Raw genomic sequence first — 12,689 nt, forward strand, 5'->3', positions numbered from 1 at the left:
TGTTGCAGGTCACTAACTCCCGGATTGACCCAGGATGCGCTCAACGCGCTGTCGCTGCGGGTCGTGCGCCGGTACTTCGCGGCGCAGGACCGGCGCGGCTTCCGCCCAGCGCCGCGTCGACGCCGCCGTCCGGCCACGCCGCAGATCCATGACGGCGAGTTCGCTCAGCGCCAGCGCGTAGAGCATGCCGCGCTGGGTGTCGAGTTCGAGCGCTACGCCGAACTCGCGCTCAGCCTCGTCCCAGCGACGCTGATCGCTGAGCGCAGCGCCGAGGCCGACGCGAAACAGCGCCTGGCCCCTGGTCGGTCCGGGGATCAGCGACCGCGAGATGGCGAGCGCGCGGCGATAGCTGTGCTCCGCGGCGATTGCATCCGCCGCGAGCAGTCGCTGCGTCTCGCCGAGGTTGTACCAGGTCTGCGCGAGGTGCGGATGGCTGTCGCCGACGCGCTGCTGCAGGATCCCGATGCAGCGTCGATAGTCGGCCATGGCGCCCTCCGCGTCGCCGCGTTCGCTGCGCAGGTTGCCGCGCAGGTTCAGCGCATGGACGACGCGCAGACTGTCCGGACCGAACACGTATTCGGCCGATCGCAGCTGTTCGTCGGCATGACGCGCGGCACCGACCGCATCGCCCCGACGGCTGGCCTCGACGGCGAGCAGCCGCAGCGTTTCGAGCAGGCTGGGATGATGCGCCGGCAACTGCGCGCGCTGCACGGCGAGCAGCGCATCGAGGACGGCAGCGACTTCGTCTTCGCGTCCGAGCGCGGCGAGCAGACGCGCGCGCAGGCGCTGCATCGGGGCGAGGAATTCGTGGTCGACGATGCCGCCGCGCCGCAGTGCTGCGTCGGCCTGCTCCAGCGCCGCCAGCGCCTGCTGCGGCTCGCTGTTGCGCAGCGCGCGGGCGCGCATCAGCCAGGTGCGCGCCTGCGTCGCCGCGTCGGCATCGGACGCGAGCGCGGCGAGCGCCTGCGCGCTGAGTTCCACCGCGGCGCGCGGATCGCCCGCGCCGATCTCGGCTTCGGCGCGCAGCCGCAGGCGTTCCTGCGCAACGGCTGCATCGGCCGCCGCGCCCGGCAGCGCGAGCAGCCGGCGCGCGTCGTCGTAGCGCTGCAGCCCGAGCATGAGACGCACCAGCACGAGTTGCATGCGCTGGCGCAATTCAGGCGTTTCGACATCGGCGTAGCCGAGCGTGCGCACGGCGGTGTCGAGCACATCGTCGACCGCCAGTTTGCGGCCCAGCGCCGAGGACGGATCGGCCTGCGCAAAGGTCTGCTCGAGAAAGCGCATGACCTGCTCCGCATTGCGCTTCTCGTGCTCAGTGCGCAGCAGTTGCGCGGCGACGCGATCACGCTCGTGCCGCAGCTCGGCCGCCTGCTGCAACAGCAACGCGACGAAGCCCGCGACGGCGACCACGAGCAGCGCGGCAAAACCCACCGCGACGCGATGCCGTGCGATGAATCGCCGCGTGCGATACCAGCGGCCCATGCCGCGTGCGCGCACCGGCCGGCGATCGAGCCAATTCTGCAGATCAGCCTGCAGTGCCGCGACGCTCGCGTAGCGTTCAGCGGGCCGCTTGCGCAACGCGTGCTGCACGATGCGGTCGAGATCGCCGCGCAACAGGCGCTGCAGCGCGTCGGGCCGCAGCGCACGGCGCTGCGCGATCACCGCGGCGGCGGCGGCATCCTCGCGGCGCGCCTGCGCGAACCGCTCGCTCGGCGCCGGCGGCACGACCTCGCAGATGCGCTGCTCGATGTCGACGGCCGACAATCCGTCGAGCTCGTACGGACGCAGTCCGCAGACCAGCTGATAGAGCATCACGCCAAGGGCGTAGACGTCGCAGGCAACACTGATCGCCTCGCCGCGCACCTGCTCGGGCGCCGCATGGCTCGGCGAAAAATAGCGCGCCTGCGTCGTCGTCGCGTCAGCGTCTTGTCCATTCACACCCGGCCCATCGATGGCTGCTCCATCGACAACCGTCGCGGCAGCGACCAGCGCCTTGGCGATGCCGAAATCGAGTAGCCGGGGCTGGCCGTCGCGCGTGATCAGCACGTTGCCGGCCTTGAGGTCACGATGGACCACGAGGTGGCGGTGCGCGTAGTCCACCCCGTCACAAAGGCGCAGGAACAGCGCGACGCGGGCGCGCGGATCCAGGTGCTGCTCGTCACACCAGCGGTCGATCGGCACGCCGTCGATCCATTCCATCGCGTAATAGGCGCGACCGCGCGCGTCTTCGCCGCTTTCGATCAGACGCGCGATCGCCGGGTGCTCGAGTCGCGCGAGCATCTGGCGTTCGAGACGGAAGCGGCGCGCCGTGTCGGCGTCGATGCGCAGCGGATCCTGCACCTTGATCGCGGCGTGCTGTTCGACATCGCCGAGCCGCCGGCCGCGGTACACCTGGCCCATGCCGCCGCGACCGATGAGCCCCTGCAGCTCGAAGCTGCCGAGGCGATATCCGTCATCGAGCAGCAGCACGTCGTGCAGCACCTGCAGCGGCGGTTCGGGCAACGCACGCGGCTCGCGCGCGGCGACGGCGAGCATCTGCCGCAACAGGCGCGCGGTATCGGAATCGCACTGTGCGAGGTGCTGCTCGCGCTCCGACGGTGGCGCGTCGAGCAAGGTCGCGAACAGCTCCGACAGCGTGGACGACGCGATGCCGGCGCTCATACCGGGCCGCCGAGCCGCATCTCGAGGAACGTGCGGGCGAAACGCCAGAGCCGACCCTCCGTCGCGAGCGACACACCGAGTGCCTCGGCCGACTGCCCGGCATCGAGCCCGGCGATGTGGCGCAGTTCGACGGCGCGCGCGGCCTGCGGGTCGACGCGATCCAGCGCCTCCAGCGCGTCGTCGAGACTGAGCCACTGCAGCAGGCGCTGCTCGTCGTCGCCGACCAGATGATCGAGCACGTCGCCGTCGACGCGCTGTGCGGCCGGGCCGCCGCGCTTGCGCGCCTGGCGGTCGCGTACATGGTTGCTGATGAGCCGCCTCATTACGTGCGCCGCGATCGCGCAGAAATGCGCACGATTCTGCCAGTCCATGCGCTGCTGCGGCAGCAGCCGCAGGTAGGCTTCGCTGACGAGTTCGGTGGTCTGCAGGGTCAGCGCGCCGTCGAGCCGCCGGCTGCGCGCCGCCACGGCGCGCAGCAGTGGATACACGGCGGCGAACAGCGCATCCTCGGCCGCCCGGTCGCCCTGTTTCCAGCGCTGCAGCAGTTGCGAGATATCGGCGGCAGAGTCGGCGGAGGGATCGGCCATTAGCGAGGCGCAGTCAAGGCGGCGAAGGGCGCCGGGAAATGCCGGCGCGCGCCAGCGACGGCCCAGCCGTCCCGCTGACGTACAGTCGATCACCCGATCCGGACCAGTATAGACGCGCGTATGCGGCGCGTCCCCCAAGGTTTACGGCGAAGGGCTGGCGCGGGTCGACGACTCTGCAGATTGACCCGAAGTGGATCATGCGAAACGCCGCAGCCGTTTCCAGATCACCGCTCGCGAAGCAGTTTGCCGGATGGGCCAGCAGGCGCGAGAGGCAACGCGCCGGTTACTGCTACCTCACCCGCACTTCGAGTACCCGCAATTCAGGCACGTCGCGCAGCCGTCCATGAGGATGCTCGCAACGGTGTTGCACTTCTGGCACAGCGTCGCGCCGGGCGGAAAGGCACTGGATCCTGCAGGCTCGCGTGCGCTCGTCGCTGCGGCGACATCGCCAGGGCTGCTGGTCTCGCGTGCGTCGCTCAGGTCAGGCTTTTTTTTTGTGCCCTGTTCGTAGGCCGCGCGCTTTTCGGCGATCAGCGCGCGCTGTTCGGGGCTGAGGTCGGGGTCGTGGATCATGCCGATCATCTTCAGGTGCTGCTCGATGACCGCGCCGAGTTCGGCGACGATCGACGGCATGTACACGCCGCCGGCCTTGAAGTAGCCGCCGCGCGGATCGAACACGGCCTTGAGTTCTTCGACGAGGAAGGTCACGTCGCCACCCTTGCGGAACACGGCCGACATGATGCGCGTCAGCGCCACGATCCACTGGAAGTGGTCCATGTTCTTCGAGTTGATGAAGATCTCGAACGGTCGGCGCAGTTCGTGCGCCGTGCCCTGGTTCAGCACGATATCGTTGATGGTCACGTACAGCGCGTGCTCGAACAGCGGCGACTTGATCTTGTAGGTGGCGCCGATCAGCGTGTCGGGGCGCTCCACCTTTTCGTGCATCTGGATGACCAGGGCCGTCGGCGCTTCCGGCGCGACGACGACGGGCGCCAGGGTGGTGGTGACCTGCGCCGCCTTGTCACTTGGCTTCTCGACGCTGTAGCCCTTGATCTTCTTGCTGATCTTGATCGTCATGTTGCTGTTCCGCCTGCACGCGCCTCTGCTGTATGAGCCGCCGCGTCCTGAGGCCGGTACGCCGCTGCCGTGGTGCACTGCGCGCACGGACTCGTGCGCGCTGCCGGCGCGCATCGCGGCGCCGGACTCAAACGAGGCTTCCGGAACTGACCGCCGCAGCACCGAAAGGATCTCCGCGCCGGCGTACCGACGCGGAGGGGAAACAAGGCTGTGGCGCGTTGCCGCGCGTACTTGGCAGTGGGTCTTGCGTTGATGCGGAAGCGGCGGATTCCGGTCAGCCGCTGCGCCTGAGCGCTGCAGCGGACCGCCGGTCCGGCGCACTTTCACACCGCCAGTAAATACCGCGACGCAGCCTCGCCATCGCGGCATCACCTCCGTCCGGCCCCCTTATCCAGGGTTGGTGCGGACGGAGGCCTGGTTACCTCAACGGCGCTTGGCTGCCTTCTTCGCTGCCTTCTTCGCCGGTGCTTTCCTGGCGGCGACTTTCTTTGCCGGCGCCTTCTTGGCGGATGCCTTGCTTGCCGGTGCCTTGCTTGCCGGTGCCTTCTTGACGGCCGCCTTCTTCACGACCTTCTTGCCCGCGGCCTTCCTGGCCGGGGCCTGCTTCGCCGGGGCCTTCTTCGCCGCTACTTTCTTGGCGACTTTCTTGGCGACTTTCTTTGCCGCGGTCTTCGTTGCCGCGACCTTCTTGCTGGCCTTGGCGACGACCTTCGTGGCCGCCTTCTTCGCGCCGGTTGCCTTCTTGGCTACTTTCTTCGCGGCCTTCTTCGTCGCCGGCTTGGTCACTGCCTTGCGCGCTTTTGCCACGGCGCTCATGACGGTTTCCTGCGCCGCGTCCTTCACTTCCTTGACCTTCTTGACGGCGGCCTTGGCGCGCTTGGTCACGGCTTCCTTCGCATCCGACGCGGCCGCGCTGACGCTCGCGACGGCGGCTTCGGTTTTTTCGGCGACGGCTTCGCCGACGTTCTGCGCGGTCTCTTTGACCGCGTCGATTGCGTTGCTCAGTGTTTCACCTACGGTATGCATAGAACCCTCCAGCTCCTCGTACGGGTTGGGTCAGACGATGGGTGTTGCGGAGTGGACATTACTCCATTCCGCGCCCACTCAAAACTTGCCGTAGTAACCCTCTTTGAGCGCGTCGAACAGATTGGCCGCCGAGTGGGTCTCGCCGTCGTACTCGATCTGCTCGTTGCCCTTCACCTCCACGATGCTGCCGTCGTCGAGTTCGAAGCGGTAGATGGTGTTCTCCAGGTCCGATTCCTTGACCAGCACGCCCTGGAACGCGGCCGGGTTGAAGCGGAACGTGGTGCAGCCCTTGAGGCCCTGCGCATGCGCGTAGGTGTAGATGTTCTTGAAGTCTTCGTACGGATAGTCGGTCGGCACGTTGGCGGTCTTGGAGATCGATGAGTCGATCCACTTCTGCGCCGCGGCCTGGATGTCGACGTGTTCGGTCGGGCTGATGTCGTCGGCCGCGACGAAATACTCGGGCAGCTTCTCGTCGGGCTTGTCCGAGAACGGCATGGCCCTGGCGTTGATGAGTTCGCGGTAGGCGAGCAGCTCGAAGCTGAACACCTCGACCTTTTCCTTGCTCTTCTTGCCCTCGCGGATCACGTTGCGCGAGTAGTGGTGCGCGAACGAAGGCTCGATGCCGTTGGAGGCGTTGTTGGCCAGCGACAGCGAGATCGTGCCGGTCGGCGCAATCGAGGAATGATGGGTGAAGCGCGAGCCGTGCTCGGCCAGCGCGTCGACCAGTGCCGGTGCGACCTCGGCGACGCGCTGCATGTAGCGGCTGTAGCGCGCGTGCAGCACGCGGCCTGGAATGCGGTCGCCGATCGTCCAGCCGTCGCGCGCCATCTCCGGACGCAGCCGCAGCATGGCCGCGGTGACCGCGTGGTCCTGTGCCAGCGCGGGCGCCGGTCCTTTTTCCTGTGCGAGCGCAAGGCCGACTTCCCAGCCCGCCAGCGCCATCTCGCGGCTGACGTCCTCAGTGAAGGCGCAGGCCTCTTTCGAACCGTAGCGCAGCTTGAGCATCGTGATGGTCGAGCCCAGGCCGAGATAGCCCATGCCGTGGCGGCGCTTGGACAGGATCTCGTTGCGCTGCTGTTCCAGCGGCAGGCCGTTGATCTCGACGACGTTGTCGAGCATGCGCGTGAACACCCGCACGACCTCGCGGTATTCGTCCCAGTCGAAGCGCGCCTTGGGTCCGAACGGATCACGCACGAACACGGTCAGGTTGATCGAGCCGAGCAGGCAGCTGCCATAGGGCGGCAGCGGCTGTTCACCGCAGTTATGCGCGTGCAGGCCGTTGGCGTCGAAGGTGTTGATGCCGGGGACCTGCACGTCGTAGACGGGCTCTTCGCCGGCAGGTTCGACGCTGGCGACGGTGGCCCAGAAATCAGCCTGCCTGCTCATAACGTGGTCAGCGATACGGCTTTCCAACTCCTTTTGAGCGCTGGGGTCGGAGAATCCGATCACGCGCGAGAATTGATCGACCGACGAGTCGAGAATCTGGAGGCAGAGGTTCTTCTCAGCGTCGATCACGGTATTCGAAGTAACGCCAACCCGAAGGAGCATGCGCTGGACAGCTCCTAGGACTTCCTCACGATCGTCCATCAGACGAACAAGCGGCGCGCCTACGCGACCGGTACCGATCTTTCCTTGCAGATCGAACATGCCAGCGAGGAACCCGCTGTACGCAGCGCTGGAAGCTCTTTCGACCTGATGCGTCACCCCTGGGCGGCCATCCACCATCCCAACCGAGCGAGCCAGTCTCAGCAACGAGGACGACTCAAGGTGCCATTCGGCAACGCTGTCTAGTTCCCACTCATTAGGCGCGGCCTCCCCCTCCATGCTCTGTACAAGCTGAAGAGCCTTGTCGCTGATGAAGTGGATGCCAAGATTTGCGATGTCGAGACGTCCATTCGCGACAGCGACACGCTCGATCGGTGCGGTGAGAAGAGCGCTGCATTCCTGCAATCTTCCGCGCGCGACCAGCAAACCGAGCAAATAGCCCTCATCTACGGTCAGTCGTCCCGGCCACTCCCTACCGGCTGCATGGTTGTTGAGAAGAACCCGAGCTCCTTTCTGTAACTCGCCAGCGGCCACCCAATCCGTCTGGACCCGATCCACCCCCATTTCAGTCACGCGCCGCACGCGGTGATCCGCCGTCAGCCGCAGCGCATGACCTTCGCGCGTACGCAGCGCCACGACCGGCTTGTGCGCAGTCAGGAAGAAGCCCTCGTTACCGCTGGCGTGGTCGACGCCATCGACGCGCGCCTGGAACGGCCGACCGATCAATTCCTCGACCTGGCGCGGACCTTCCGAGGTCTGCACCCAGGTGTCGGCAGTGACGCAGGGATTGGTCGCGCGGATGTTCTCGCACCACCAGTTGTTGTTCATCTCGTTGACGCGGTCGACCAGGATGAAGCCGGGCTCGGCGTAGTCATACGTCGAGACCATGATCATGTCCCACAGGTGCCGCGCACGGATGTGGCCATAGACCTTGCACGCGACGAGGCCGTCGTCGCGCGTGACGTAGTTCGTCGTGGTCGGCCAGTCGCGCCAGATCACCTGGGCGGTATCGGCCAGATCGACCTCGTCCTTTTCCTTGATGTTGACCGGGAACACGAGCGGCCAGTCGGCATCAGTGTGCACGGCCTGCATGAAATCGTCGGTGATCAGCAGGCTCAGATTGAACTGGCGCAGGCGGCCGTCTTCGCGCTTGGCGCGGATGAAGTCCTTGACGTCCGGATGACTGACGTCGAACGTGCCCATCTGCGCGCCGCGGCGGCCGCCGGCCGAGGACACGGTGAAACACATCTTGTCGTAGATATCCATGAAGGACATCGGCCCGGACGTATACGCGCCGGCACCCGACACGTAGGCACCGCGCGGGCGCAGCGTCGAGAACTCGTAGCCGATGCCGCAGCCGGCCTTGAGAGTCAGTCCGGCCTCGTGCACTTTCTGCAGGATGCCGTCCATCGAGTCCTCGATCGTGCCCGAGACGGTGCAGTTGATCGTGGACGTGGCCGGCTTGTGTTCGAGCGCGCCGGCATTGGAAGTGACGCGGCCGGCCGGAATCGCGCCGCGACGCAGTGCCCAGAGAAAGCGTTCATTCCAGTAGCGCTGCTTTTCCGCCGACGTCTCCACATCGGCGAGCGCCTTGGCGATGCGCTGGTAGCTGTGGTCGATCGACAGGTCTACCGGATCGCCCTGCTTGGTCTTGAGACGGTATTTCTTGTCCCAGATGTCCTGCGACGCCGGCTGCAGGGGAATGTTGACCGCGCCACGCGCGAGCTCTTCAAGGCGCACCGTACTCATAGTTGCTCTCGTCCTCCCGAATCCTTTTCCGGCCCGAACGTATCGGTGCGGACGCTCGCAACCGGTGCGGCCACGGTACGGCTGCCGCGACCACACGGCATATTCCCGTGCGGTTCCTGCGGCGTGAGACCGCTGCGGCAGTGCCTGATTGACCCCAAATTCTGGGGCTACCCCCCGGTGACCAGGCACAACATCTTGTGATTGCGAGCGGCCGTAAACCTACGCCCGCCCCCACGTGGTGTCAATCGCGAGAGCGTGAAACGCATCATGAACAGCGCGACTTCTGTAGCGAGTTTGCAGTTGCTCACGACTGTCCCGTCCGCCTCGGAAATCCTGTTGAAAGCGGAAACCCGCGGCCCTACCCGACTGTCCATGTCACGATCCTTTTCCGTGGAGCTTCCATGTCCCCCTTGACCCGTCTCGTCCTCGTTTCCGCCATCGCGCTCGGCCTGGGTGCGGGGGGCGGTCTCGTGATGTCCTTGAACCGGCCGGCCCAGGCCGCGCTGCCCGCGATGATCGACGGCCAGGCGTTGCCCACCCTGGCCCCGATGATCGAACGCGTGACGCCGGCGGTAGTGAACATTTCCTCCAGGACGCGGACGCGTGTGCGCGATCCGCTGCTCGACGACCCCTTCTTCCGCCGCTTCTTCGGCGTGCCGAACATGCCGCAGGAGCGCGTCGAGCAGTCGCTGGGCTCCGGCGTCATCGTCGATGCGGCCAAGGGCTACGTGCTGACGAACAACCATGTCGTGCAGGGCGCCGACGACATCAGCGCAACCCTGAGCGACGGCCGCACGCTGAAGGCCAAGCTGGTCGGCACCGATCCCGACACCGATGTGGCCGTGATCCAGATCCCCGCCGACAATCTCAAGGCCGTCAGCCTGGCCGACTCGACCCGGCTGCGTGTCGGCGATTTCGTCGTCGCGATCGGCAATCCGTTCGGACTCAACCAGACGGTGACCTCGGGCATCGTCTCGGCGCTGGGCCGCTCCGGCCTGCGCGGCCTGGGCTACCAGAACTTCATCCAGACCGACGCCTCGATCAACCCGGGCAATTCCGGCGGCGCGCTGGTCAATCTCAACGGCGAGCTCGTCGGCATCAACACCGCGATCTTCTCTCCGTCCGGCGGCAACGTCGGCATCGGCTTCGCGATTCCCTCGACGCTGGCCGGCGACGTCATGCAGCAGCTGATCAGGACCGGCACAGTCAAGCGCGGCTCGCTCGGCATGGAGACGCAGAACCTCACGCCGGATATCGCGCAGATGCTCGGCGTCGACGCGGGACGCGGCGCCGTGGTCACGCGCGTGCAGGCCGACTCGGCCGCGGAGACCGCGGGCCTGCGACCCGGTGACGTGGTCGTCGGCGTCAACGGCAAGCCGGTCAACAACGAGCAGGACCTGCACAACGCCGAAGGCCTGCTGCCGATCGGCAGCGACATTGAACTCAAGGTGCTGCGCGACGGCCGCGAGATCACCGCGACCACGAAGCTGACCGGCCGCGACGCGGCCAGCGCCGAAGGCCAGATCCTCGATCCGCGCCTCGGCGGCGCGCAGTTCGTCGAACTCGGCGAACGTCAGCGCCAGCAGGGTCTGCGCGGCGTCGCCATCGCGCGTGTCGCCAGCGGCAGCCGCGCCGAATCCAACAACCTGCGCAGTGGCGACGTCGTCGTCGCGCTGAACCAGGTCGACATCCGCAATGTGGAAGATTTGAAAGCGCTGAGCAAACGCCAGCCGCGCCAGCTGCTGCTGACCGTGGTGCGCGGACAGAACGCGTTCTTCGTCATGTGCGAATGAAGCAGCGATGGGCGAGGAAAGAGTGGGCAGCCGGGAAACAGCGCTTTCGTTTGGCACGCCGGCCCACTCTCTTGGCCCAGAGCATCACTCGGCCGCACAGGCGCGAGAAAAGTGCGAGTAAAGAGAGCCAGTGAATCAGCACTCATTTCTCAGTTCTCTACACTCCTTCCTCCGATGATGGGCGCGGCCACGGCGGCGCCCCGGACCGCGTGGTATCGTGCGGCGATTCAGCACTTTGTCGGGTTTTCATCGGTGATCATTTCGCGTCCGTTCCGCCGCGCCCTGCCGCGCGCTCTTTTCCTCGCCATCGCCAGCTGCTGGCTCGCGCCAGCATTGGCCGCCGAGCCGGCGGCCGTGCCAGCGAAGTCCGCGACACCGGCACCCGTCGCCGCCAAGCCCGCCGCCGCTCCTGCGGCCACGCCGGCCGAGGCCAAGCCGGCTGCTCCGGCAGCCGCCAAACCCGCCGCTGCCAAACCAGCCACGGCCAAGCCCGCCGCCAAACCTGCCGCAAAGCCCGCGACCGCCAAGGCCGCCGCTGGCCCGACCCTGATCTGGCGCGGCGACATCGCCAGCGCACGCGGCCTGATGAACGACCTGGCCAAGCAGTACGAACGCGAGAAGAAGGTCCGCATCCAGCTCACGCCGTTCAGCACCATTTCGGGCATCGACGCGGTCCTGCAGGGCAGCGCGGATTTCGCCGGCAGCCTGCGTCCGAACCATCCCAAGCGCAGCGAGGAATCCGGCCTCACCTTCATCCCGGTGGCCTGGGACGGTCTGGTCATGATCACCTCGCCGGCAAACCCGGTATCGGGCATCTCGATCAAGGACATCTGGCGCGTCTACTACGGCCGCGCCGACAACTGGAAGGTGCTCGGCGGCAACGACAAGGGCATCAACATGTATGCCGTCGCCGGTCCGCTGGACGGCGTGGAATACGCGTTGCGCTGGCTGATCTTCCGCAACGGCGACCAGCGCGTGGCCGTGCCGCGCGTCTACCTCAATACCTCCAAGCTCGAAGAGGGCGTCACGCTCGATCCGTCGGGCCTGGGCGTCAGCACGCTGTCCAACACGGCGGGCAATCCCAAGCTCAAGCTGCTCAAGGTCGAAGGCGTGGTGCCGTCGACCGCGAGCGTGCGCGACGGCAGCTATCCGCTGTATACGCCGGTCTATGTCGCGCTGCGCGAAGACGGCACGAACGCCGCGGCGGTCAAGGAGTTCATCGCCTGGCTCGACACACCGCCGGCCCGGGCCACCCTGCTCAAGCGCCAGCTCGTGCCGTATGCGGATGGCCTTGCGCTGAAGGCCGGCGACGAGGCACGCCTGGCCATGATCGAAACCAAGGTCAACGAAACGCCGCTGTCCGCACCGGCTGCGACCGCCGCCGCGCTGAGCCGCGTCGCACCGACGTCCACCCTGACCCAGGACGCCAAGGCGCAGGCCGCCGAAGCCCGCGACAAGAAGGCTGCGACCAAGAAAGCCGACGCCAAGGCGAAGGGCAAGACCGACGCCAAGGCCGGGGACACCAGCGGCGGCTGATCCGCAGATGCAGATCAAGGCGATCAGTCTCGACCTCGACGATACGCTCTGGCCGATAGGGCCCATCGTGCTGCGCGCCGAACAACGCCTGCACGACTGGCTGCTGCAGCATTGTCCGCCCGTGGCCGTGGCCTATCCGGTCGCATCGATGCGCGTCCTGCGCGACCGCATCGCGAGCGAGAACCCGCATCTCGCCCACGACTACACCGCGCAGCGCAAGCTCAGCCTGACGACGGCGCTGCAGCCACACGGCTATGGCGAGGACATCATCGACGCCGCGTTCGAGGCGTTCTACGCGGCGCGCAACGAGGTCGAGCTCTACGCCGACGCCTTGCCCGCGCTGCAACGCCTCGCCGCACGCCTGCCGCTGATCAGCCTGTCCAACGGCAATGCCGACCTGGGCCGCATCGGCCTGCGCCACCTGTTCGCCGATTGCGTGACCGCGCGCGAATTCGGCGCGGCCAAGCCGGAACCGGCGATCTTCCACGAAGCCTGCCGCCGGCTCGGCGTCGCGCCCGAGCATGTGCTGCATGTCGGTGACGACCCGCTGCTGGACGTGCATGGCGCGCGTGGCGCGGGCCTGCCCAGCGCTTGGCTGAACCGCCACGGCCAGACCTGGTCGCAGCCGCAGCGACCGGATTTCGAATTCCGCGATCTGTCCGAACTGGCCGACTGGCTGGAGCTGAAGCTCGCCGCCTGAACTCCGCATACACCA

Annotated in this window: 8 protein-coding genes; 3 read left to right on the plus strand and 5 right to left on the minus strand. The window is 66.8% G+C overall.

Going from position 1 to position 12,689, the window contains the following annotated elements:
• Window positions 1–12: 12 nt before the first annotated feature.
• The 5 genes from RUU78_RS00285 to RUU78_RS00305 all read right to left on the minus strand — a co-directional run bounded on the left by RUU78_RS00285 (window position 13) and on the right by RUU78_RS00305 (window position 8,645).
• Window positions 13–2,661, minus strand: a complete 2,649-nt coding sequence (locus tag RUU78_RS00285) for a serine/threonine-protein kinase (protein WP_313912578.1) — start codon at window positions 2,659–2,661, stop codon at window positions 13–15.
• Window positions 2,658–3,248 carry an ECF-type sigma factor gene (locus RUU78_RS00290; protein ID WP_313912579.1) on the minus strand — a complete coding sequence of 197 codons (591 nt, stop codon included), beginning with the start codon at window positions 3,246–3,248 and terminating at the stop codon, window positions 2,658–2,660. The genes RUU78_RS00285 and RUU78_RS00290 overlap by 4 nt, the downstream gene beginning before the upstream one ends.
• A gap of 294 nt (window positions 3,249–3,542) precedes the next feature.
• On the minus strand, window positions 3,543–4,325 hold the full coding sequence (locus RUU78_RS00295) for an NrdJb (RefSeq protein ID WP_313912580.1): 783 nt from the start codon (window positions 4,323–4,325) through the stop codon (window positions 3,543–3,545).
• Between the two features lie 423 nt (window positions 4,326–4,748).
• A complete protein-coding gene (locus RUU78_RS00300; protein ID WP_313912581.1) occupies window positions 4,749–5,351 on the minus strand; it encodes a hypothetical protein in 603 nt (200 codons plus the stop codon).
• A gap of 78 nt (window positions 5,352–5,429) precedes the next feature.
• Window positions 5,430–8,645 carry an LAGLIDADG family homing endonuclease gene (locus RUU78_RS00305; RefSeq protein ID WP_313912582.1) on the minus strand — a complete coding sequence of 1,072 codons (3,216 nt, stop codon included), beginning with the start codon at window positions 8,643–8,645 and terminating at the stop codon, window positions 5,430–5,432.
• Between the two features lie 401 nt (window positions 8,646–9,046).
• Here RUU78_RS00305 and RUU78_RS00310 point away from each other — a divergent pair, with 401 nt between their 5' ends.
• The 3 genes from RUU78_RS00310 (at window position 9,047) to RUU78_RS00320 (ending at window position 12,674) form a co-directional block, all read left to right on the plus strand.
• Entirely contained in the window at window positions 9,047–10,438 is a 1,392-nt protein-coding gene (locus tag RUU78_RS00310) for a DegQ family serine endoprotease (RefSeq protein WP_313912583.1), read from the plus strand.
• Between the two features lie 252 nt (window positions 10,439–10,690).
• Entirely contained in the window at window positions 10,691–11,974 is a 1,284-nt protein-coding gene (locus tag RUU78_RS00315) for a substrate-binding domain-containing protein (RefSeq protein WP_313912584.1), read from the plus strand.
• A gap of 7 nt (window positions 11,975–11,981) precedes the next feature.
• Entirely contained in the window at window positions 11,982–12,674 is a 693-nt protein-coding gene (locus tag RUU78_RS00320) for an HAD family hydrolase (protein WP_313912585.1), read from the plus strand.
• Window positions 12,675–12,689 lie beyond the last annotated feature (15 nt).

Origin of the sequence: Tahibacter sp., from assembly GCF_032229445.1 — a bacterium.
GTDB lineage: Bacteria > Pseudomonadota > Gammaproteobacteria > Xanthomonadales > Rhodanobacteraceae > Tahibacter.